At 66.9% G+C, this 23,121-nt stretch carries 19 protein-coding genes; 7 read left to right on the top strand and 12 right to left on the bottom strand.

The annotated features are described in order from the left end of the window. Nucleotides 1–20 precede the first annotated feature (20 nt). From tssC to IPU70_RS20185, 3 genes are read right to left on the bottom strand one after another with little or no spacing between them, the layout of a single operon-like run. Nucleotides 21–1,514 (bottom strand): type VI secretion system contractile sheath large subunit, encoded by a 1,494-nt coding sequence (tssC, locus tag IPU70_RS20195; protein WP_013396289.1) that lies wholly within the window; start codon nt 1,512–1,514, stop codon nt 21–23. Further along, nucleotides 1,507–2,031 carry a type VI secretion system contractile sheath small subunit gene (gene tssB, locus IPU70_RS20190; protein ID WP_013396290.1) on the bottom strand — a complete coding sequence of 175 codons (525 nt, stop codon included), beginning with the start codon at nt 2,029–2,031 and terminating at the stop codon, nt 1,507–1,509. Before tssB ends, tssC begins: the two co-directional genes overlap by 8 nt. 44 nt (nt 2,032–2,075) lie before the next feature. Continuing rightward, nucleotides 2,076–2,765 (bottom strand): hypothetical protein, encoded by a 690-nt coding sequence (locus IPU70_RS20185; protein WP_207469706.1) that lies wholly within the window; start codon nt 2,763–2,765, stop codon nt 2,076–2,078. Between the two features lie 189 nt (nt 2,766–2,954). Here IPU70_RS20185 and tssJ point away from each other — a divergent pair, with 189 nt between their 5' ends. The 5 genes from tssJ to IPU70_RS20160 all read left to right on the top strand — a co-directional run bounded on the left by tssJ (nt 2,955) and on the right by IPU70_RS20160 (nt 11,637). After that, nucleotides 2,955–3,572: a type VI secretion system lipoprotein TssJ gene (gene tssJ / locus IPU70_RS20180; RefSeq protein ID WP_207469704.1), complete on the top strand. Its 618-nt coding sequence runs from the start codon at nt 2,955–2,957 to the stop codon at nt 3,570–3,572. An 81-nt stretch (nt 3,573–3,653) separates the two neighbouring features. Further along, the gene (gene tssK, locus IPU70_RS20175; RefSeq protein WP_207469697.1) at nt 3,654–5,000 is read left to right on the top strand and encodes a type VI secretion system baseplate subunit TssK; all 1,347 of its coding nucleotides are present in this window, start codon (nt 3,654–3,656) and stop codon (nt 4,998–5,000) included. Between the two features lie 9 nt (nt 5,001–5,009). Continuing rightward, the gene (gene icmH / locus IPU70_RS20170; RefSeq protein ID WP_013396294.1) at nt 5,010–5,789 is read left to right on the top strand and encodes a type IVB secretion system protein IcmH/DotU; all 780 of its coding nucleotides are present in this window, start codon (nt 5,010–5,012) and stop codon (nt 5,787–5,789) included. Between the two features lie 39 nt (nt 5,790–5,828). Continuing rightward, nucleotides 5,829–11,030 (top strand): type VI secretion system tip protein TssI/VgrG, encoded by a 5,202-nt coding sequence (gene tssI, locus IPU70_RS20165; protein WP_207469694.1) that lies wholly within the window; start codon nt 5,829–5,831, stop codon nt 11,028–11,030. Next, a complete protein-coding gene (locus IPU70_RS20160) occupies nt 11,011–11,637 on the top strand; it encodes a hypothetical protein (protein WP_207469685.1) in 627 nt (208 codons plus the stop codon). The genes tssI and IPU70_RS20160 overlap by 20 nt, the downstream gene beginning before the upstream one ends. Before the next feature lie 23 nt (nt 11,638–11,660). Here IPU70_RS20160 and IPU70_RS20155 read toward each other — a convergent pair whose 3' ends face one another. The 9 genes from IPU70_RS20155 to IPU70_RS20115 all read right to left on the bottom strand — a co-directional run bounded on the left by IPU70_RS20155 (nt 11,661) and on the right by IPU70_RS20115 (nt 20,611). Then, complete coding sequence (locus tag IPU70_RS20155) at nt 11,661–12,011, bottom strand: hypothetical protein (RefSeq protein WP_207469683.1); 351 nt, start codon at nt 12,009–12,011, stop codon at nt 11,661–11,663. A gap of 19 nt (nt 12,012–12,030) precedes the next feature. Continuing rightward, nucleotides 12,031–12,393: a hypothetical protein gene (locus IPU70_RS20150; RefSeq protein ID WP_207469681.1), complete on the bottom strand. Its 363-nt coding sequence runs from the start codon at nt 12,391–12,393 to the stop codon at nt 12,031–12,033. Nucleotides 12,394–12,402: 9 nt separating this feature from the next. After that, complete coding sequence (locus IPU70_RS20145; protein ID WP_207469679.1) at nt 12,403–12,771, bottom strand: hypothetical protein; 369 nt, start codon at nt 12,769–12,771, stop codon at nt 12,403–12,405. Continuing rightward, nucleotides 12,764–13,081, bottom strand: coding sequence for a hypothetical protein (locus IPU70_RS20140; protein ID WP_207469677.1), 318 nt, complete (start codon nt 13,079–13,081; stop codon nt 12,764–12,766). The genes IPU70_RS20145 and IPU70_RS20140 overlap by 8 nt, the downstream gene beginning before the upstream one ends. 169 nt (nt 13,082–13,250) lie before the next feature. Next, entirely contained in the window at nt 13,251–13,607 is a 357-nt protein-coding gene (locus tag IPU70_RS20135) for a hypothetical protein (RefSeq protein WP_207469675.1), read from the bottom strand. Continuing rightward, nucleotides 13,600–13,953, bottom strand: coding sequence for a hypothetical protein (locus IPU70_RS20130; protein WP_207469667.1), 354 nt, complete (start codon nt 13,951–13,953; stop codon nt 13,600–13,602). Before IPU70_RS20130 ends, IPU70_RS20135 begins: the two co-directional genes overlap by 8 nt. Before the next feature lie 61 nt (nt 13,954–14,014). Then, nucleotides 14,015–16,399, bottom strand: a complete 2,385-nt coding sequence (locus tag IPU70_RS20125; RefSeq protein ID WP_207469665.1) for a phospholipase D-like domain-containing protein — start codon at nt 16,397–16,399, stop codon at nt 14,015–14,017. Nucleotides 16,400–16,436: 37 nt separating this feature from the next. Further along, nucleotides 16,437–19,742, bottom strand: a complete 3,306-nt coding sequence (locus IPU70_RS20120; RefSeq protein ID WP_207469663.1) for a type VI secretion system Vgr family protein — start codon at nt 19,740–19,742, stop codon at nt 16,437–16,439. Between the two features lie 26 nt (nt 19,743–19,768). Beyond that, entirely contained in the window at nt 19,769–20,611 is an 843-nt protein-coding gene (locus IPU70_RS20115) for a hypothetical protein (RefSeq protein ID WP_207469661.1), read from the bottom strand. 238 nt (nt 20,612–20,849) lie between these two features. Between IPU70_RS20115 and IPU70_RS20110 the strand changes: the two genes are divergently transcribed. Both IPU70_RS20110 and IPU70_RS20105 read left to right on the top strand, forming a co-directional pair. Then, complete coding sequence (locus IPU70_RS20110) at nt 20,850–21,701, top strand: M15 family metallopeptidase (RefSeq protein WP_207469660.1); 852 nt, start codon at nt 20,850–20,852, stop codon at nt 21,699–21,701. 28 nt (nt 21,702–21,729) lie between these two features. Continuing rightward, nucleotides 21,730–23,118, top strand: a complete 1,389-nt coding sequence (locus tag IPU70_RS20105; RefSeq protein WP_207469659.1) for a hypothetical protein — start codon at nt 21,730–21,732, stop codon at nt 23,116–23,118. Nucleotides 23,119–23,121: the final 3 nt, after the last annotated feature.

Raw genomic sequence — 23,121 nt, 5'->3', positions numbered from 1 at the left:
AACGTCGAATCTGACGGTGATCACGATTTCTGGGCCTGGGCGGGAAGTTCCGCAACCAGGCGCAGCGAAATCGAAAGCTCGTCGAGCTGAAAGTGAGGCCGCAAAAACGCCACGGCCCGGAACACGCCGGGACGTCCCGGCACTTCGGCAACCTGCACCGATGCCTCCCGCAAGGGGAACTGCGCCTTCTGTTCCTGGCTCGCGTTGTCGTCCAGCAGCACATACTGCGAGACCCAGCGATTCAGGAAGCTCTCGACAGATTGCGCGGAGGCAAAGCTGCCGATCTTGTCTCGCATCATGGCTTTCAGGTAGTGCGCCACGCGCGATACCGAAAAGATGTATTGCAGTTGCGCCGACAGCACCGCGTTGGCGTTGGCGCTGTCGGTGTTGTATTTCTTGGCCTTCTGCACCGACTGCGCGCCGAAGAACGCGGCGTAGTCCGAGTTCTTGCAGTGCACCAGCGGGATCAGGCCGAGGTCGCTCAGTTCCTTTTCGCGCCGGTCGGTAATGGCGATTTCCGTCGGGCACTTCAGGGCGATCTCGCCGTCGTCGGTCTTGAAGGTGTGGGTGGGCAGGTTCTCGACCAGGCCGCCGCCCTCCACGCCGCGGATCGCCGCGCACCAGCCGAAGTCGGCGAAGGCGGCGGTCAGGCGCGCGCCGAAGGCCCAGGCGGCGTTGCACCACAAGTACTTGGCGTGATCGGTGCCGTCCACTTCCTCGACGAAGTTGAAGCCTTCCACCGAGGTGCCTTCCTTCGGGTCATACGGCAGGCGGCCCAGGAAGCGCGGCATGGTCAGGCCCACGTAACGCGAGTCTTCCGAGTCGCGGAAGCTGCGCCACTTGGTGTATTCCACGGTGTCGAACACCTTGGCCAGGTCGCGCGGGCGGCCCAGGTCGGCAAAGCTGTCCAGGCCCAGCAGCTCGGGCGAGGCCGAGGCGATGAAGGGCGCATGCGAGGCGGCCGCCACGTGCGACATCTGCTCGATGAAGTACATGTCCTCGGGCTGGCGCGTGACTTCGAAGTTGCCCAGCAGCGCGCCGAACGGCGAGCCGCCGAAGGTGCCGAACTCTTCTTCGTAGACCTTCTTGAACATCAGGCTCTGGTCGAAGTCGATGGCGGTCTGGAAGTCGCGCACCAGGTCGCGCTTGGTGACGTTGAGCACCTTGATCTTCAGCATCGGCCCGGTGTTGCTCTCCTGGCACAGGTAATGCAGGCCGCGCCAGGTGCTTTCCAGCTTCTGGAATTCGGCGCCATGCATCACTTCGCTCAGTTGCGCCGAGATCAGGCGGTCCAGTTCGGCCACGCGGGCGTCCAGCATCGCGGACAGGTTGTCCGATACGACCACGGTGCCCTTCATGACTTCGCGGGCCAATTCGCCGATCAGGTCCTTGGCGCGGTCGTGCTCGGCCGTGGACTTGGCCACGCGGCTCTGCTCGACGATCTGGTCCAGCAGGCCCGAGTCGGCCTCGGCGGCGGGCGCGGATACGTTCTGCGCGGCGGCGGAATTACTCATTGCTGCCTCCCTTGCCGTTCTTGCCGGCTTCGCTGGTCAGTTGCTGCAGTTTTTCCGTGCTGCTGAGCACTTCGCCCAGCAGGTCTTCCAGCTTGTCGTTGCCCGCCAGCTTATTGCGCAGGTCGGCCAGCTTGGTGCGGATGTCCAGCAGTTCCTTGAGTGGCTCGATCTGCTGCACCACGGCCTCGGGGCGGAAGTCCTCGACCGAGCGGAACTTGAGGTCCACGCCGAAGGTGCCGCCTTCGTCGGTCAGGCGGTTCTTCACGCGGTAGGCGGCGCGCGGCTCCAGGCCGCGCATCACGTCGTCGAAGTTGTCGACGTCGATGTTGACGAACTTGCGGTCCTTCAGGCGCGGCAGCTCGGCTTCGGACTGCGCGCTGAAATCGCCGACCACGCCCACGACGAAAGGCAGTTCCTTCTGCTCGATCGCGTCGCCCTTCTCGACGTCATAGGTCAGCTGCACGCGCGGCGGACGTACTTTCTGGAGTCTTTTCTGAACGCTTTCTTTCTTAGCCATGGGGGCTCCAAGCGAAGTGCATAGTGAAGAGGCCGTGGGCCCGATCAGGGTTTGAGGAGATTGCCGAAAGGATCCGGCGCGCGGCCGGCCGGGGCCGCGCCGTTGCCCGCCGGCGCCGTGGACGGAGTTGCGGCGGGGTTCGCCGCAGGCTTCGCGACGGGGTTTGCAGCGGGGTTTGCAGCCGATGTTGCGGGCGTTGCGGCCGGCGTCGTCGCCGCCGCATTGGCGGCGGGCTTGGCCTGCTGCCCGGCGGCTGCGCCCTGCGCATCGTTGCGCCGCGGCTGGCGCGGACGCGGGGGCTTGTAGCCTTCGGGGAACAACACGTCCTGGCCCAGGGTTTCACGCATGGCGGCGGCCAGCGCCACCGCATCGGTGCGGGCATTGCCGGCGAGCAGCGCATTGGCGCGCAGATCGGCCAGCGACTGCATCGCCACGCGCAGGCCGCCCACCGCGCGCACGGTCTTGGCCGTGAAGTCCTCGGGGTCGCGGTTCAGCGCTTCATCGGCCGCGACGATGGCCTCGCCGTACTTCTGTTCGTCGAAGCGGATCTTCGCGATGTACGACCACGGCTCTCCGCGCGCGGGATTGAGCAGGGCGATTTCCTGGAACTCGGCAACCGCCTGATCATTGCCCTTGCCCGCCAGGGTCTGCGTGGCGTGCGTCATCGACTGCTTGTACTCGGCGTCGGTCTGCGGCTTGGGGGACGTGGCGCAGCCCGCGAGGAAGGCCAGCATTCCGCTGATGAGGAGAACCCGGGATATGTGCATTTTTTTGGTATGTAGGAGGGTGTAACCAAGGCCGCGTATTTCAACAACCTTTTGTTAGCGCCACACTACAGTGCATTACGTCATGTAACTTGCCACGAAACTTCGCTCATCGCGCCGCGATCTGTATGTTGTCGCAGCCTTCCGGTATAAAGAGCCATGTCAAAACATCTCTATTTTTCTCGGTGCGTGGCAGCAGCGGCCGTCATCGCGGCAAGCCCCGTAATCAGCGGTTGCGCGGCGGTTTCAGCGATCGGAGCGGTGGCGGGAATGACCGGCGGCATGATGGATATGGCGGGTCTGAAAAAAGACCCGAATGCGCCCGTCGATGTGAAATTGGCGATACACGCCGGAGAAAATTTGAATGCGAGTAGCGGCCAGCCCATGGCTGTGGTTACGAAAATATACTATTTGAAGAATGCCGAGGCATTTCAACGCGCACCGCTCACGCAATTGGTTGATACTGACGCCGAAAAGGCGACATTGGGCGACAGCATCATCGCCTCGCGCGAAGTCACCCTGACGCCGGGACAGCGTTACGAGCACCTGGAAAAAGTGCCGAAAAACGCTGCCTACATCGCTGTAGCGGGCTTGTTCTACGCGCCCGCGCCGCAGCGCTGGAAATACGTATTCGAAGTTAAGACCGCCGAGGACAGCGGCATCGTCATGGGCGCCCATGCCTGCGCGATGACCGTGGTCACTGGACAGATCGTGTTGCCGCCGGGCATGCCCGGCTTCGACCCGGCCCGCCTCGGCTCGGTGCAATGCCCGAGCTGAACGCGAGCCGACCGCGCCCATGGCCGCGTCTAGCCGCCGTCAGGGACGCCCTCTCTATATAAGAAGCAAGAGCCAGAAAACGTGAGCCATTCAGCGAAGATATTGTGGGGAGAGGGGCTGTTCCTGCGGCCCCAGCATTTTCAACGCCAAGACGCGTACCACGAGGCCCGCCTCGCGGAAATGAGCCGCGCGCTGCATCCCTATGCGTGGGGCTTGCGCGCGGCGCGCTTCGACGCGGCGGCGCTCGCCAACGGCATGCTGCGCGCCACCGAGCTCTCCGCAATCTTTCCCGACGGCGAGATCTACAGCGCGCCCCACAACGACGACCTGCCGCCCGCGGTCGCGCTGGACGGCCTGGACGGCGCCAGCACGGCGGTGTTCTATCTGGCGCTGCATCCGATGAAGGACGTAGGCGGCAACTATCGCGACACGCGCCAGGAACAGGGTTTCGATGCGCGCTACGCGCATCAGGACAGCCCGGCGCCGGATCTCTACACCAACGCCAGCACGGCCGAGCTCGCCTTCCTGCGCAAGAATGTGCGCCTGCTGTCGGAACACGAGCCGCGCGACGCGCTGCTGACCATCCCCGTGGCGCGCGTGCGCCGCACCGCCAGCGCCGGCTATGAACTGGACACCAGCTTCATCGCCCCCAGCGTCAGTGTGCAGGCATGCAGCGCGTTGTTCGAGCAATTGCGCCGTCTGCTCGACGCACTGCAAGCCAAGGTCAACGCGCTGTATGGCTTTCACCGCGAGCCGAACAAGAACATCATCGAATTCCGCTCGGGCGACGTGGCCTCGTTCTGGCTGCTGCACACCTGCAACGAAGCCTACTCGGCGCTATCGCACCTGTTCCACAATCCGCAATTGCATCCTGAACGCCTGTTCCAGGAAATGCTGCGCTTGGCGGGCGCGCTCATGACCTTCTCCAAGGTGCACACGCTGGCGGACCTGCCGGCCTACCAGCACGATGCGCCGGGCGCGGCCTTCGCGCAACTGGACGAGATCCTGCGCGACCTGCTCGACACCGTCATCTCCACCCGCTACTTCTCCATCGTGCTGGAAGAGCTGCGCCCCTCGTTCCACGTGGGCCGGCTGGACTCCGGCAAGCTCGACGAGACCACCGCCCTCTACCTGTCGGTGTCCGCCGCCACGCCGGCCAGCGAACTGGCCGAGACCGTGCCGCTGCGCTTCAAGGTGGGCGCGCCCGACGACGTGGAAAAGCTGGTGCTTTCCGCCATGCCCGGCGTGCAGCTCGTCTACACGCCGCAGGTGCCGCCCGCCGTGCCCGTCAAGCCGGGCGCGTGCTACTTCACCCTGCAGACGCGCGGCTCGCTGTACGACCGCATGCTGCAGGCGCGCAGCATCGCCATCTATGCCCCCTCGGGCATACCCGACCTGAAACTGGACCTCATCGCCGTCACCCGCTAGAGCCTGCCCATGACCGCCGACGCGCCTTCCCTGATGCCCGGAGCCTCGCTCCCTCCCCGAGCCGCCGATTTTTACGGTTCGCGCCCCGCGAAGTCCTTGCTGGACCTGCTGTACGACGGCTTCCTGATGCTGTTCCTGCTGAAAAGCGGCCAGGAACCCGTCGACGCGGCTTCGTTCTCGGCGCGCGTGCAGCAGTTCCTGGCGGACTTCGAACGCAGCGCCAAGAAGATGGATATCCCCGCCGAGGACGTCTACGCTACCAAGTACGCGTTCTGCGCCGCGGTGGACGAGACCGTGCTGAACTCCGGCTTTTCCATCCGCGACGCCTGGATGCTGCAGCCGCTGCAGCTGACCCTGTTCGGCGAACAGCTCGCTGGCGAAAACTTCTTTGCCCGCCTGGAAGACCTGCGCGCGCAGGGCGCGCCGCGCCTGCAATCGCTGGAAGTGTTCTATATGTGCCTGCTGCTGGGCTTCCAGGGCAAGTACATGATCGAAGGCCAGGAGAAGCTGGGCTATCTCACCGCCCGGCTGGGCGACGAGATCACGCTGCTGCGCGGCAAGCGCTCGGGCTTCGCCCCGCATTGGCCCCTGCCCGACAAGATCGCCCATACGCTCAAGCGCGACGTGCCGCTGTGGAGCATCGGCGCGCTGTTCGCGCTGCTGGGCCTGCTGGCCTATCTGGGCATGAGCCACTTCCTGAACCGCGACATGCAGACCGCCATGGCTCCGTACCATGACATCGTCAAGATCGGGCCGCGCGCCGCGCACCTGACCATCTCGCTCCCCTGACCCGCTACCCTGACAGCCGCAGGCCGACCGCTCCACACCATGACCGACCGTTCCCAAGCGCCCGCCGGATTCAGCAGCCTGGATGTTGCCGCCCTTTCCCAGAACGCCCGCATGCTGCAAGTGCGCACGCCGCTGGACGCGGCGCTCGCCGTAGAGCGCATGAGCCTGCGCGAAGGCGTCTCCGAACTGTTTGCCCTGACGCTGGACTGCCTGGCGTCCTCGGCCGAACTGGACGTACAGGCCCTGCTGGGCCGCGAGATCAGCGTCAGCGTGCTGCTGGCAGATGGCGGCAGGCGCCAATGGCATGCGGTGGTCGAAGGCGTGGACGCGCTGGGCGCCGACGGCGGCCTGGCGCGCTACCGGCTGCACGCCGCGCCCTGGCTGGCGGCCCTGGGCCTGCGCCGCGACAGCTTCCTGTTCCAGGACAAGTCGGTCACCGACATCCTCACCGAGATCTTCGCCGACTATCCGCAGGCGGCCTACTCGTTCGACATCGCCGAGCCGCCCGCGCCGCGCCCGCTGCGCACGCAGTACCGCGAAACCGATCTGGCTTTCGTGCTGCGCCTGCTGGCCGAAGCCGGTTTGAGCTTCCGCTTCGACCATCAGCAGGGTGAGCAGCAGGACGACGCCTCGGGCGGCGCGCGGCACCGGCTGGTGGTGTTCGACACGCGCGCGGCGCGGCCGGCCTGCCCCGACGCCACGCTGCGCTTTCACCGCAGCGACGCCACTGAAACCGAGGACAGCATCACGCGTTTCGGCGGGGCCCGCGCGGTGCAGTCCAACGCCGTCACCCGCCTGGCCTGGGACGACCGCAAGCTGCTTGCGCACGCGGCGCATGCGCAGTCCGACGTCCCGGCCGGCGCGGTGCCTCGCCTTGAAGACTACGACTACGATGGTCACGGCCGCTACGCCGACAGCGACAGCGCGGAACTCGCCGCCGCGCGCAGCCTGCAGGCGCATGAAGCCCGCATGGTGCGCTTTGACGGCGGCGGCACGGCCCGCCAGATGATGCCCGGCCATGACTTCACGCTGACCCAGCACAGCCGCTATGCCGCGGGCTCGGGCCAGACTGTCGATGAAATGGGCGGCAACCGCTACACGCTGCTGCACGTTGAACACGAAGCCGCCAACAATCTGGGCAGCCAGGCCGCACGGGCGCTGGGCGAATCCGACCTGGAGCACGGCTCGTACCGCAACAGCTTCAGCGCCCTGCCCGCGGCCGCGCCGCTTGCGCCCGACTGGCGCGCCAAGCCCACGGCCCCCGAGGGTCTGACAGCCATGGTGGTGGCCGCGCAGGACGCGCCCATTTCCTCGGGCCGCGACCTGCGCATCAAGGTGCAATTTCCCTGGCAGCGCGGCGCGCGTCCGCTGCCGGGCGGCCTGGCGCATCGCAGCCATGGCGACGACACTGGCAACGCGCCGGGCGATGACAGTTCCGGCACCTGGCTGCGCGTCGCCGGCGCGCAGGCCGGCCCCAATTGGGGCGCGCACCATCTGCCGCGCAAAGGCACCGAGGTCCTGGTCGAATTCCTGGACGGCGACATCGACCAGCCCGTGGCTTCGGCGCAGCTGTACAACGACGCCGACCTGCCGCCCTGGTCCGCCGGCGAGGACGCCGCGGCCAACCATCCTGGCACGCTCAGCGGCTGGCACAGCAAGGGCCTGGACGACGCGGGCCACAGCCAGTGGCTGTTCGACGACACGACCCGGCAGATGCGCACGCGCCTGTCCAGTTCCATCGGCGCCACGCAGCTGGGCCTGGGCTATCTGGTCGACCAGGCGGCGGAAGAATCGAACCGCGGCGCATGGCGCGGCACCGGCTTCGAGCTGCGCTCGGATGCCTGGACCGTGGTGCGCTCCGGGCAGGGCATGCTGGTGTCCGCCAGCGCGCGCGAAGACGCGCGGTCCACCCAGGCCGACGCACAGGAAGCGCTAACGCGCCTGCGCGGCGCGCAACATGCGGCGCAACGCCTGGATGCCGCGGGGACGAAGCGCCAGGCGCGCGCGCTCGCGGCCACCAGCCAATATGACGCGCTGACCCGCGCCATCGACCCCAAGGGCGATGGCCGCTATCCGGGCAGCGTTGGGGGCCAGCAGGCGGTCAAGGCCGGCGGCGGCGAACGCAGCGGCACCGAGGCGGTCGAGCGCATCGACGGCGCCCGCATGCTGATCGACGCGCCGTCCTCCCTCAACCTTGCCACGCCCGCCTCGGCCATCCTGCACGCCGGCGAAAACCTGCACGTCACCGCGCTGGCCGACGGCCACGTGGCCGCGCGCCAGACCTTCGCCACGGCTTCCGGCCGCTCCACCAGCCTGTTCGTGCAGGACGGCGGCATCCGCGCCGTCGCCGCCGAATCGCCGGTTTCGATCCACGCGCATACCGACATGCTGGAGATGCTGGCCGGCCAGGACATCACAGTCACATCCACCTCCGACAGCATAGAGATCCTCGCCAACAAGAGCATCACTTTGCAGGCGGCGGGCGCCAGCATCGTCATGAATGGCGGCGACATCCTGTTCAAGGGACCGGGCATGTTCTCGGTCAAGGGCGCGTCGCACAATCTGATCGGGCCAGCCAGCGATGCGGCCGCGCTACCCGCGCTGCCGTCCACGCAGGTGGGCGACCCGATGCTGGTCACGGCCGAGCTGGTGCACCGCCCCAAAGCCAAGCTGCAGGCGCAAGCCAGCTCCGGCCAGGCGCTGAATGCGGCCGGCGCGACTGGCGCGGTGGCCGCCACCGCTCCTGCCGCCGCAGCCCCCACGGCGGCCGCGGCTGCCGGATCGCAAGGCTCCGTGCTTGGCAGCGCGGGCGCCGCGCTTGCGAGCGGCGCGACTGCCGTATCCAAGGGCCTGACCGCCGCAGCCGAAGGCGCGTCGGGCATGCTGAACCAGGCCAAAACCCTGGCCGGCGAAGCGCTCAAGCCCGTGCAGGAATTGGGCGCGATGGCCGGCAAGACCCTCAAGGCCGCGAGCGATGCCGGCTCGGACCTGATGTCCGGCGCCATGACCAAGGCCGGCGACGTGGCCAAGACCGCCATGCAGAATGTGGCGCCCTCGTACGCGAACGGCGCCGCGGCCTCGGCGGCAGGCAGCGCCACGCAATCCCTGGCCAGCATGGCGACGCCATCGCTGATGGATGGCGGCCTATCCACCATGACGCAGGGCGCAGGCGACGCGCTGGCCGGCGCAGTCTCCATGCCCCAGGCGCTGACCGACGCGGCAGGCGCCGTGTCCAAGGCTGGCGGCATGGCGTCGCAGGCGTCGGACCTGGCCTCGCAGGCGTCCAGCCTCGCCACGCCGGCCGCGGGCGCCGGTCCGTCCGCCTCGGGCGTGCTGTCGGGCGCTTCCGGCGCCGCCACGGCAATGGGCAACGCCACCGCCGCCTCCGCGCTGGGCGCCGCCTCCAACCTGACGGCGACCGGCAGCGGCGGCGTGGGATCCGCCATCGGCCCGGTCATGACCCAGGCCATGGGCGCCATGGGCGGCCGTCCCGCCGCGCTGAGCACGGCAGTGAACTCGCTGCTGACCATGCCCGACGTTAACCAGGGCAATCTGCCGGCGGTGGCGGGCGCGATCCTCAGCACGCCGGGCCTGACCGACTCCGCGATTCCGTCCGTGGTCGGCGCCATCCTGCAATCGCCCACGATATCCAGCGCCACGCTGCCCAAGGTGGCGGAGGCGATCATGAACATCCCCGCGGTGGCCAACTCGCCCTATCCGGCGATGGCCAAGCGGGTCATGGAAATGGCCGGCGTCAGCTTGCCCGGCCCCGTCGCCAAGCCTGCGGGCGCGCCCGGCGGCCAGGATGCAGGCGGCGCCGCCCCGGCCGGGACGCCGGATGCCGGCGCGCCCACGCCGTCCGCCTACCGGGCCAGGAGCGGCGCCAAGCTCCAGTACGTCAACCTGCGGGAAGAGGACGAGGTCTGGAACGACGGCCAGGCGCTCGACAGCCTGGACCGCCAGACCAACAAGCCCAGGATCCGCGTGCGCTTCAACAAGGGCGGCCAGCATCGCTTCAGCGTCAAGGTCAGCCCGCGGCCGGGCAATGCGGTGTACTCCGCGCGCGAGCAAAGCCGCCAGCCGCTGTATCGCGAGCCCAACCAGCGCTCCTACAGCTACGTGACCGACGCCGACGGCACCAAGGTGGTCGACAACATCACCCTGCCCGCCGCCGGCCTGAACACCTATACCTTCGAGGTGGTGAACGACAAGAATCAGATCATCTCCACGGAACAGGTCGAAACCGCCCGCCGCCTGTATATCCAGGAGATCATGCTGCCCGGCCCCGAGACGCTGGCGCGCCGCCACGGCTTCCAGCCGACCGCCACGGAATACGCGCGGCACGGCGTGGACGTCGTGCAATTGCCGCCCGTCAGCACGCGCGGCGACGCCAACATGGACGTATTCACGGACGACGGTTATGAACGCCTGCGCCGGCTGGCCGCCTCCGTCTACCCAGGGTCGCAGGGCCCGGACCACGAGCCCTATACGCTGGTCGTCTGCCACATCGACCGGCTGGCCTCGATGCTGCCCGTCCAGCCCATTTACGTGCAAGCCTCGGCCGGTCCCGGCGCGGGCGACAAGCAGGTGCAGTTCGTCGGCGCCGACGGCAACCTCAGCTTCCTGTGGTATCACATCGAGCCTGGCGTGGACTGGTACGTCGAATGCCTGTTCGAGTACACCGACCCCGCGGCCGGCATCAGGCAGGTCCCCATACCCAAGGACCGCCTGACCCCGGTGCCTTACGACCCGGCGAATCCCAAGGCCTGCCACGCCCTCAACATCCGCATGGCGGGCCTGGTTCCCGTGCCGACCTCGGGCAAGATCATCCTGAAGGTCCGCTTGATGGAAAGCTCCGCGGGCGGCGTGGCATTCCCTGGCACCAACCTCCTTGGCGTGGCGGCGATGAGCCCCTGGGAGCCCAACACGCTGGATTATCTGCAGCAGACGCTGGTGCACGAGATCGGCCACCTGATCGGCATGACGCCCAGCGGGCCCGAGTGGGCTCGGGCCCACCCGGACGAAGCCGAAATGGACTCGTCCAAGCTCGACAAGGGTCCGTATTTCTATTCCCAGTTCGGCAACCACTGCCACTTCGGCCTGCCCGCCAGCCAGGCCGATCCCAGCCACACCGGCTCCTGCGTCATGTTCGGCGGCGACTGCGTCAGCATCCGCTTCTGCGCCAGCTGCGCCCAGGCCGTACGCAAGACGGACATGTCCAATGGCTGGCCCTCGTTCTGACGCGCGGCGCCGCCTGGCGCCCGCGCTGGCCCTGCTGCTCGCGGCCGCGCTGGCCGTGGCCGCGCCTGTCGCCGCCACCGCCGCGCGCCCCACCCCTCATACCCAGAAGACCACGATGAATACCGACTGGATCGATCCGCCCTCGTTCGCCACCGCGCCCATCGGCACGGTGAACGACCACGCCTGCATCCCGCCCAACCATGGCAGCGACGACCAGCTCAACATCGCCGCGCCCGCGCGCGTGCGGCCGCAGGCCTCCGGCGCGCTGGTCATCCCGGTCTGCGCGCAAGGCATCATTCCCGTATCGCAGAACCAGAAGCTGCCGCGTTTCGTCGCCGTCAACACGCAGACCAAGGCGGTCTATGAAGGCGTGGCCTACGAATACAAGCCGCGCAAGCGTCCCGGCATGGAAGTGGACGAGATCCCCAGCTCGCGTCCGCCCAAGGGCCTTCCCATCAGCCCCGGCATCAGCGTGGGCACGCAGTTCAGCACAGATCTGGCGGCACAGGTGCAGCTGCCGAAGGACCCGGCGGTCTACGAGGTGTATATCGAATCGAACGGCGTGCGCTCGAACACGGTGAAGGTCGAGGTGCAGGCGGCGAAGTAAGCGGCCTGTTTGCGGCGGCTGCCTCAGCCGCCAGATTGGCGGCGCGGGCGGTTCCAGATCGCACCGCCCCATATCCAGCCCGCAAGGGCCAGCGCCAGCATCCCGATCATGAATTCCACCCGGTGCTGCTGCGGCACGGGATTCAGGTGGGACAGGGTCAGGAATGGCTCCACGGACAGTAGTTCGGTAGCCGCAAGCGAACTGAAAAACATCGCCAGCACCAGTCCCGTAAAGCGCGGACGCGTGCCGCGCGTCTCCTTGTCACCCGTGATGAACCACAGCAGGCGGATCAGCTGTATCGCCGTCGCGGCGAACGGCACGAAGACAGCCAATGCCAGGGCGCCCAACGCAAGAAGATCGTAGATCGAGATCATGCGTCCAGGCCGTCAGTTGCTAAGCGGCTTTAGGCCGGAACATGCCCAGCACGCGGTCCCTGATGGAGCGCCCGTAAGCCCAGCACCAGACCGCGAGCGCCAGCATGGCGACCGTGAAGTAGGCCCGGGCCTCCAACGGCACAGGATTCAGCGCCGAAATCGTCACAAAGGGTTCGTAGCCCACGAAGTCGCTGGCGGCCAGCGAGCTGAAGATCAGAGCCAATACCGGCCCCGTGAAATGCGGCCGCTCGCCGCGCGTGGCTTTGTCGGCCCAGAAGGACCAATGGATGTAACGGCTCAGCTGGATGGTCACGGCGAACAACGGAATGACGACGGCCAGCAGCAGGACGAAAAGGGCAACGAGGACTTGGGGCGGAAGCATGACGGGATTTTAGCCGCTGTGGCGAAGGGCGCGGCGCCCGACACGCGCGCGCAACGCCAGCCCGAACATCGCCATTCCCATCGACAGGGACAGCAAGCGCAAGGCTTCCAGCGCCTTGTCGAAATACTCCGGCTTATCGAACTGGGCGGCGACGCCATAGCCGAAGATGGCGTACGCAATGCAGGCCAGCAGAAACACCGCCATCAGCGCGATCGTGACGTCACGCACCGCGCGCCAGGCCCTGGCCGAAAGCCCCGGCAGATTGGACTCCAGGCACAGCAGGATTCCAGCGCCCCACCAGAGCGGAACTATCTGGAATATCCCCCAGGCCAGCAACTCGCCGTCCTGCAGGACATTGGCGGGATATACCTCATTCATGTCCGCTCTCCCGCTTCGATATTCTCCGATGGACCAGCAGGACGATCAGGGCGGTAAGAAGAGACGGGCTCATGTACGGCATCAGCCCAAGCAGCGGGAACTCGTAGCCGCTGTCATGGTTGGTCGCCAGCCAATAGAACATGCCCAGCAGGGCCAGCGCAAAAACCCAGACGGCCAGCATTCCAGCCGATATCCCGCGTCTGAAGGACCGCGTCCCCAGCCTGCCAAAATGCTGGGGCCAACGGCAGATGATCAGCGCCAGGATGCCCGCCGCCGGCACCAGGTAGGCCGTCGACTGGGCCATCAACATGCCAGACTCGGCAATCGCAGCAAGGACCGCGCGCAAATTCTTCTCCCTGGGCTAGAACCGATGCTCTCAGCGCAATCTGTGGCGCAGTGTCGGGCCGATCAGCGACAGGATCAGCGATGGTCCCAGATGATAGGGCAATCCGAGCGGCAGTGGGGACTGGAGCACGGCGTCATGAGTTCTGCCTGGATCGACGATGAATCCACAGCACAACTCCTGCCAATGCCAGGACGATCGACACCCACATCGTGGACAAGGTGCGTAGAGTAAGGTTCGTAAACCCGTGATCGTCGAAATAAACAGCCACCGCCGAACCGTATATTGCGTAGACAACTACGTACACCAGAAACAGCGCCATCAGCGCCACGATCACATTCCGCAAAAGACGCCAGGTCGTCGAACGCAACAATGGCAAGTCGGACTCGATACACAATAGCAAGCCGATGACCCATACCACGGGCAGCAACGATATCGTTTCCGTGGCGAAGGTCTCTCCCGCTTTTAGCAGCGTAAGCGGAACGTCAATCATCCTCTTCGCCTCTCGCGCGAGTCTTGTATCGGACGATCAATCCGATCAGAGACAAGACCAGCGACGGCGCCATATAGGCCAAAAAAGCGATCAGGACAAAACCATGCTCCCGGGAATAGTTCCGTGAAACATAGAAGAGCAGAAAGAACCCCACGATTGCCAACAGCCATACGGCCGCCATGACTATCGCGAGGCCTGTACGCGAGGCCGACGATCCCAACACGCCGAAGCGACGCGGCCAGACATGAACCGCAATCCCCACGACGCAGACTAGCGGGAGCACGTACACCAGGGCGTACGCGGTCTGAAACGCCATATCGGCAGCCCAGATCAAGAATTCACGCACGACTTGTCTCCTAGGGCGTCAACTGGCGGCACCCATTGCCGCACTGCGAACAAGAACCTCATCATGCGGCCTGTTCTTCTCTCTTGTTTTCAAGAACATCTTCCTTCGGCTTATTCGTCTGCTCCGCAATGACGCTATCCAGGACGCGTCCCGGCGGCTTCGGCGTATCGCCTTCGCCAGCTCCCCACGCCAAGGGCATTTCAACGAAAAACCCCTTAACTTTGGAACGCAAATAGGCAATTGCCTGTTCGATCTTATGCTCTGAATTCGCCATGTACGTCGGCTGCAAATCAGGCAACTTGGTGAAATCGTATTTCCCAGAGGGCGGACCGTCGACCAGAATATAACCATCACGCAGCTTGCCGTCCGGCCCGACATTGCCGATTGGAACGCCATTCACCTCGTACTTCTTGACCTGTGTGTAGATCGGAGGAAAGGCTTTCCGTCCATCCAGGAGCTTGCGGAAACTGTTGCGGGGCGTATGCCGGAAAACCGTGCTGTATGCCTCGCGGTTATCGTGCGCGAGCTTCTGCAAAGCCTGGATGCTGGAGGGATCCAAAGGTCTCTCCAGGCTGATTCCTTGCGGTACCCCGGCCGCTTTCTGGACGCCCGTCGAGCCGCTCTCGACCATCATGCCAAAGTGTTTGCGCCAGAGCTTCATGCGCAGGTCTCGGGCGAATTTCCGCGTCACGACTCTCACGCCAGCGCCAACGTCGGTCATCGCAGCCCCGTCGTCGTCCACTACCACGGCGGCCAGTTCGGTATCGCCGTTCCCGTTCAGGCTGCGATCGTTGATGTTCGCGCTGCCGATGATGGCGACTGCATCGTCGACGATAGTCAACTTGCTGTGTACGTAGACCATCTCCGTAACAACACCCAGACGCGTCGCACCGTAATTCCGCAGATTCAACACCGTCAGGTACTTGCGCCATTCGTCCGCCATGCCCCAATTGGCAAGCGCGACAGCGATGTCCGCGTTCGTCTGGGCTGGCTGCGCCACCTTCCTGGTCTTGCTGTGCCTGGCGTACAGTGTGGCGTTGATTCGATGCACCAGGCTGTTGCGCGCGCGCTTGACGCCCTGCAGCGCCCACCAAGTCTGGGAGAGGGTCGCCGGCTCTTCCAACAGTCCTTCCGGATGCTCTGGCAGTACCAGCCACACATGGAAGGGCCGGTCCGCATAGATGGCTGCCCCTATCGCATTGGCCAGTTCCGGAATGATGGGATTCTTCCCCGGCGAAGTTTTCTTGCCGAGCTGATCCACCCCGCAATCGGAAATGAAGAACTGATTCTCGATGTAGATGTAGGCCTGCGCCGACCGGATGCAGTTGACCATCGCGTCCCGGATGCTGGTCTGATGGTTGGCCGCCCACTTCGCCCGAGCGGCCTGAACTATCTTGCGGCGCTTCGGGTTGGGAGTCTTCCAGTCGTCGTTGACGTACTTGTAATTGTCACCCCAGAGTTTCAGTTCATCCTGCAACTGTTGCGACGAGGCCGAACGGCATATCTGCACCGTGGCATTGCCGCTGCCGCGCGTCTGCGGATCAAGCAAATGCTGAGACCCTTTCGCCCGGTCGAACCAACTCGCATCCATGCTTGGATCGAACACATTGGTACCCGCGCGCGCGAAGCTGTTCCAACGCAACACGAAGTTGAGGAATACGTCGAAGGCCGCTGGTCCCTCGACTTTCATGGCCACGTCTTCCCATGGTTCCCGCGGCTGCCGCAAGGGATCGAGCAGAGTTCCGCCCAACGGAGGCTCAAATCCCGGCAGTCCCCCTGAGGCCCGGGTGAGGTCCAGCTCTGACTGGGTCGGCTTCCTGGCTGCCACAAGCTGCGCGTTGTACGCGTCGTTCAGCACGTGTATCTTCGGATCGATGACGACATCGAAGGACGGCGTTTCCCAGCGGCCGTAGGCCAGATCGATTCCGCCCAGAAATGCCTTTTTTCCGTCCACCAGCACGAACTTCTGGTGATGGGAAAAAAAAGTGTTTGTTGCAGGAACCCGCCCCGTATTGGCATATTGCAGCATGACACGGATAGAACCCTTGCCCTTGGGCAAGCCATGCAGCATGTCCTGTGTCGTGTCATCGTGCGTATCTAGAGCCATACTGATCGAATCGTAAAGCAGGATACGAACGTGCACGCCGCGCTCGATCGCGGCCGCCAGCAACGAAGACAAACGCCCCGGATGGCCTTCCTCGCCGCGCCGCTCCAGCTCCACGTCGTAGTCCATCTGCCAGTCCGCGATCATGATGAAGCTTTGCGCCCCGCGGATCGCGGCCGCCACGGCCGCCATGTAGTCCCGGCCGGTGATGTAGGACTCGCAGCGGTTGCCATACCGCGGCATGGCGAAGGGCTGGTTCAGGTCGAAGTACTGGCCCGATACCGTCGTCATCGTGTCCGGGACGATCTGCGCGGTGTACTGGTCTATGTCGAGTTTATCCATGGCCTTTTTCTTGAACGCAAGCCGGCGGGCGGCTGCCTTATGCCTTCGTCTTGGGTTTGAGCGTCTCCATGCCCTGCGCCGACCCGTCGGCCAAGGCATGCTCGGACAGCCAGTCGGCGTGCGCCGTGTCCAGTTCCGAACCCTTGCGCGCAAAATTCAGGGCATCGAGGATCCGCTCCGACGTCGCCTGTTCCGAGGTCGTCGTCCAGCGCGCCGGCGTCATGGCTTGCGCGGTCAGGCCGCTGATCAGCCACACACGGCCGGGATTCGCCATCACTTCGCTGTGGACCGCGTACTGCTGCGCTTCCGACAGGTCGAGCTCGCCGCTGGCGGGCGTCTTCCCTTCGCCCAAGACCTCGGACCACTCCGAGGAATCGAACACCTGGGGATTGATGCGTCCACCCTGCTGAACCACGTTCAGTTCCGCAGGCACCTTCACGATGCGCCAAGTCTCGCCTTCCGGCGCGATGCCGTGCGCCCCCGGCATGTCCTGCAGGCGCAGCGCCAGCTTCATCGGTGCGGGCGCGCTCTGCACGAACACGGGTAGGGAATAAGACATCTGGTCTGGGCCCGCAAACTGCTTGTTCCCCGTCTTCACATCGATCCGTCCCGGCGCGGTCACGGTGATGTTGCCGCCTTCCAGCACGATGCTGGCGCCGGCCGCGGTGGCGATGCGGATGCGTTTGGGCGCGGCGTATTCGACAGAGGTCTGGGCGCTGCCGATGGTGATGTCCTTCTGCGCCTGCACGCGCAGGATGTCGTGCTGGGCCTGAACGTGGACGTCGCCGGTGGCGGAGATCAGGTCCAGGCCGGAATCCGCGCCGCCCTGCTGCAGGCCGGCGACGATGCCCAGGCCCTGCCCGGTATGCACGCGCAGCGCGCCCATCACGGCCAGGTTCTGGTCCCTGCCGGCAGACCAGTGCACGGTCTCGCCGGCGGCGAATTGCATGTGTTCGCCGGCGACCTGCGCCAGGCCGGCGCGCGCGGCCATCAGCACGACCGGATCGGTGAGGTGCGGCACCTTGCCGTCGGCCGCCTGGGTGTGCTTGGCCGAGGCGTCGCCGCGCGCGCCGTCCAGGCTGTCGCCCGCGACGGTGCCGGACACGGCGCGATGCATGGCCGCGAGCGGCGCCTTGCCGTCGTCCAGCACGCTGGCTTCCGCTCCCTTGGAGCCTAACGCGCTCGCCAGCCGCAGGCCCTGGTGCGCGCCGACCACGCCGTCCAGCGAACGCGCCATCTGGTCGGCCTGGCTGGCCAGCGCCTGCAAGCCCGCGGCTTCGCCTGCGGGGCCGGCGGCAGCGCCGGTGCCGGCATAGGTGCTGAGCAGCACGCCCGCGCCGCCGCGCACGGCGCCGTAAGCGTCCGTGCGCAACTCGGCGCCCAGGCCGCGCAGGCCGCCCCGGTAGTTGCCAGCCTGATGGATCAGGTGGCCCAGGTTCAGTTCACTGGCTTCCTGGCTGCTCTTGATCTGCAAACGCAGTTGTCCGTCGCTGTCGTCGAACACGATCTGGTTGTAGCCCGAGCCGCCGAACTCCTTGCTCTTGAAGCCGCTGAGCGCGGCGGCGTTGCGGTGGTTTTCGTCGCCGCCGGCCGCGCCATGCCAGGCGGGCGCATTGCCTCCCGCAAGGTTGGCCTGGGCGCTGGGCGCGGTATCGCGCGCGGCGGCATAAACCTGCGTGTCGACCTGGCCGCCGTCGCGGCCGCCCGGCGTGGCGGGCGTGCCGCCCTCGCCGCGGCCGTTGTACAACGCGCCCACCACGACGGGCTGGTCCACGTCGTCGTCCAGGAAGCGCACCAACACCTCCTGGCCGATGCGCGGCACGAAGCTCATGCCCATGCCCGCGCCCGACTGGCGCTGCGCCACACGGGCCCAGCGGCTCTTGGCCAGCTCCTCCGCGCCGTCGGCCTGCCAATGGAAACGGATGCGCACGTCCCCGCGCTTGTTGCGCAGGATCTCGTCCTGCTCCCGCGGTTGCGCCGCGCCGTCCGCGTCCGTGACGATGGCCGTGTGCACACCATGGACCGAAGGCGCGCCGCTCAGGCGCGCGCCGCGCGTCTGCGGCAGCGCCGGCCGCCAGGGACGGTCGCAACGCACCGCCTGGAAGCGGTTGGCGTAGCCGACCTCGCGTGCTTTCGCCAGCACGTCAGCGTCGGGCCGCGCCGGGTCGGCGCCCGCGCGCGCTGCGCCTGGCGCGTCGGGCGCCTCGGCATCCAGCGCCAGATGCGCGTCCAACCCGCCCAGACGCTGTGCCAGCGAGGCGCGGGTCTCGGGCGGCAGATTGTTGATGCCGACGTGCTCGACCCGGTCCAGCGCGAAGGCAGGCTCGAAGCCCGCTTCGCCGGCGGGCCCCAGCGGGGACATGTTCTGCAAGGTGAAGCGCGTGCCCGAACGGAAGGTGCGCACGCCGCCCAGGCCGACAAAGGTCTCTGCGCCGGCCTGCACGGCTTCCATCGCCAAAGTCGCCTGGCGCCGCGCTTCGGCCTCATCGGCAAAGCTGCCGTGGCCGGCTACCTCGTACCATTCCAGGCCGGCATCCTCGCCGCCATCGGTGGGACGCGCCAAGGCCTCGGCCGCCACCGCGCGCTTGCCGCCGCCGTGCCAGCCCAGGACAGTGACGCGGTCCGGGCCGCGCCGCCACTGGCGCGCCAGGGCCTGCACGGTGTCGCGCGATTCGGTCGCGGCGGCGCGATGAAAGCGCACGCCGCCGCCCGCGGACTCGGCGTCCTCGGCCAAGCCACGGCTGTCGGCGAAGATCAGCGCCACATGCCGCGCAGGGACTTCGGGATCCTCGACCACCGTCCAGCCCAGTCCCGCTTCGGCCAGCAGGCGGCTGATGAAGGCGTAATCGGTTTCGCGGTACTGCGTGGTGTAGGGACGCGGCGCCAGCCCTGCGAGCGCTTCGGACGCGTCCGGCGCCACGCGATGCACATAGCCTTCGTACGCGCCCAGCACGTGGCCGATGATGTCCAGTATCGGGCGCGCTTCGAACACGCGGCTGTTGCGCTGCTGCGTGGCCAGCCACAGCCAGGGCGCGACCGTCAGGCGGTAGCGCGCCAGGCCCGCGTCGCCCGACAGCAGTTCGGCTTCGCGGATCAGGCCGCTGCGACCCGTCCGGCTGCCGTCGGCGCGCGTGGTCCACAAGGTCACGGGGCGTCCGATCATGTCGCGCAAGTCCAGGCCGGCGTTGTCGGCCAGCGCGACCACGCGCGTCTGAGCGATGCCCGACAGTGCCTCGCGCGCGATCCAACCCTCGACCTGCAGCGAGGCGAGCGCGCCCTCGCCTTCCAGGCTGTAGAGGCGGGCGTCGGAACTGAACAGGCCGGGCGTTGCAGTCGGATCCATTGCAGGAAAAAACCTTCTCTGAAGACTCAGGGTTCGACCTGGGCTTGCGGATTGGGGCATTCGGGCGCGGTGCCCCAATAGCCCGAACACACGCGCAAGCGGCATTGCTCGCTTTCCAGGAAGCCCAGCTTGCGGCATTGCTCCAGGCGCGCCGCCAGCGGCGAGCCCGGCAGTTCGCGGACGAAGACGCCGTCGTTCTTGTAGACCTTGGTCCCGGGCGGCGAGGCGGGCGGCAGGCCATAGGACATCAATGCCGCCAGCAGCGCGGCGTCGGAATCGTTGCGCGGCGTCTTGGCGCGCTGCGGCGCGGCCTGGGACGGCGCCTTGGGCGAAGCTTGCGGCGTGTTCGTGCGCGCGCCGCCATTGGCGGCATGCTCCGCGCGTTGCACCGTTGGCCCAGCCGTCTTGGGTGCGGCGGCCTGCGCCTGCACCGCGGCGCGAGGTGGCGGCGCGGCGGTGACGGCCAGCGCCGACAGGGGGTTCTCGGGCACGCGGTCCTCATCGGCATTGGGACGTCCCAATTGCGCCAGGGGATGGTCTTCGATGATGGCCGCGGATGAAGGCTGCGTGCCGGGATCGGCGGCGGCCACGCGCGCAGTCGGCGCGGGCGCAGCGGCGGCGGGCGGCGCCGGTTCCACGGCCGGCGGCGTGGATTCAGCGACCACAGGCAGCGGCGGCGTATCGAACACGCTGTACAGCACTGCGCCCGCGGCGCCCGTCAGCAACAGCAGCAGCAAGGCCAGCGGCAAGCGGGAACGGCGCTTGGGCGCCAGGTGTTTGACCTCCGCATCCGGCGCGCGGCCCTCGAGCGCGGCGAGGATGCGCGAGGCCGCGCGTTCATCCGGTGACGGTGAGCGTCCTGCGAGCAAGCTGGGAACAGAGGTCGGTGATCGCGATCTTTTTTCGTCTTCTGCCATGCGAAGTCCCGTGTCTGCAGGGATGGTCTGCACCCCTGTAACCAAGGGGTTCGAGAATACCTGATGACTTCTTCCGCATCACCGTTTCTTGTTACGAGTTCTAAGCCACGGACGCGTTTTGCAACGCCCAAGCGCTTGCCTGAATCTCAAATAGAACAAAAGATTACGCCTTCGTAACTGAGGGACCTCCTTGCTGCTCCTGCTGCCTCTCTACTTTCTACTCGCCATAGGCGTCTCCGCGTTGTTCGTCTTCCCCTCTCTGCGGGAGGCCACGGCACGGGGAGCGCGCGCGCTCGCGCAGGGAATACGCCAGGGTCTGACACGCGGCGCGGGCCACGCCGGCGGGGCCGTGGGTGGCTCGGCGCAGGCGCTGCGCACGGGCGTCGGAAAGGCCGGCGGCGCGTTTTCGGCCTATCGCTGGCACATCGCCGCGGGCCTGCTGGTCGTGCTGCTTCCGTCACTTTTTGCTTTCGTCATGCGACACAATCACACATTTGTTTACGAGGATCGGACCGCTGGTCCGGACCCTCGCATACAGGCGTTGTTGACCGGCGAAAGACTGGTCCCGCCGCCCCCTCTTCCGCCTGAAGTCTTCACTACGCGCGAAGTGGAATTGGTGCGTCCCAACCTGGGCGGCGCCAGCCGCGACTGGAACCTGCTGGACGCCGATTACCGCCAGCGCCTGCTGGCCGCATACCGCGTGATGCGCGAAGAACACGGCTACGAGATGGTGCTGATCGAAGGCTATCGCAGCCCGGACCGTCAGGCGGAACTCGCGAAGATGGGCTCGCACGTGACCAATGCCGGCGCCTATCAGAGCTATCACCAGTTCGGCTTGGCCGCGGACAGCGCCTTCCTGCGCGACGGCAAGGTGGTCGTATCCGAAAAGGACCCCTGGGCCATGCGCGGCTACGAACTTTTCGGCGAAACCGCCGAACGCGTCGGCCTGACCTGGGGCGGCCGCTGGAAGATGATGGACTTCGGCCATACCGAGCTGCGCCGACCCGGCGTCATGCGGCGCAACGGCGGAGCCGCGCAATGATCAACTCCGCAAACGTCAAATCGCATCGATGACCCGCATACTCAAAACCGGGCTGCTGCTGGCCCTAGTCTTCGGCGTGGTCTGGCTCGCCGTCATCATCTGGTGGCAGGAGTCGCGCACGCTGCCCACGGGCGTGGACATCGGCCTCTATCTGTTCGCGCTGCCGCTGGCGCTGATCGCCGCGGCCTGGGGCGGCGCGCGCATCATGCGTGCGCGCCGCGAAGCGCGAGCCGCGCCGGCGCAACCCGCGCAGGACGGCGCCGCGCAAGCTGCCGAGCCCGCGCCCGAGGCCGCGCGCCTGCGCGTGCTGGCCAGCGCGGCCAGTGCTGCGGTGGGCAGCGAGCCCGCCGCGATCCACGCGGCGCTGGCTGCGCAGCAGCGTCCGGACCTGGATCCCTCTTTCAAGAACACGCAGGGCTTTCCGGTCTTCAGTGCGCGCGCGCCGCAACTCGATACCGATGCGCTGCGCGCGACAGCGCGCGAAGCCGGCGCCCCGGCCGCCGCGCTCGAAGAAGAGCGCTTGCGCGCAACCGCCCTGCTGGCGGAGGTAGTGGAGACGCTATCGCAGGAGGCGCGCGGCATCGTGCTGAATCAGGGCGAGCCGCAACGCGACGAAGCCTGGCCGCTGCTGCAGCTGGAATTGCTGCTGCCGGCCGAATGGCCCGACGCCGTGCGCGACCATGCCGCGGACCAGGCGCGCGCGGCCGCGGCCTGGCCGGCCAGCCGCATCGTCCAGCGCCTGCACGCCGCGCCAGACGCGCTCGCCTGCGACAGCCTGTTGCGCCAGCTGGCGCAGGAACCGCTGACCGCGCGCAGCGCCGTGCTGCGGCTGGTCGCCGTCGCCGACTCCTACATCGACGCCACGCGCGTGGAGCGCTGGGACGCCGCCGGCCGGCTCATGTCCAACTCCAATCCCCAAGGCCAGGTCCCCGGCGAAGCCGCGGCGGGCCTGTTGCTAGACCTGTCCGCCCAGGCGACCGGCGGCGAGCCCGCGCGTAGCGACTTCGCACTATCCCTGATCTTGTCGGCACAGGCACAGCGTGCTGTCGCCGCCGACGCGCGCGGCGCGCTGCATGAACCCCGCCTGACCGAATTGGCCACGCAGTTCCTGGCCGAACAAGGCAAGCCCGCCGACGGCGTGGCCGCGCTGATCAGCGATGCCGACCATCGCGGCAGCCGCCCGCTGGAGACCGCTGGCCTGGCCGCTGCGCTGTTTCCCGCGCTGGATCCGAACCAGGACTGCCTGGCCGTGGGCTCCGGCTGCGGCCACACCGGCGCGGCCGCGCATCTGCTGACCGTGGCCATCGCGGGCGCCGCCTGCGCCCAGGCCGGCGCGCCCGTGCTCGCTCTCATGACCCAAGACCCGGCGCTGCGGACGCTGGTGCTGGTGTCGCCCTCCGACCCCCTCCCCGCCTGACCC

Source organism: Achromobacter sp. SD115, from assembly GCF_017355315.1.
Taxonomy (GTDB): domain Bacteria; phylum Pseudomonadota; class Gammaproteobacteria; order Burkholderiales; family Burkholderiaceae_B; genus Achromobacter; species Achromobacter xylosoxidans_B.
This window is presented reverse-complemented; position numbering and strand designations above follow the sequence as displayed.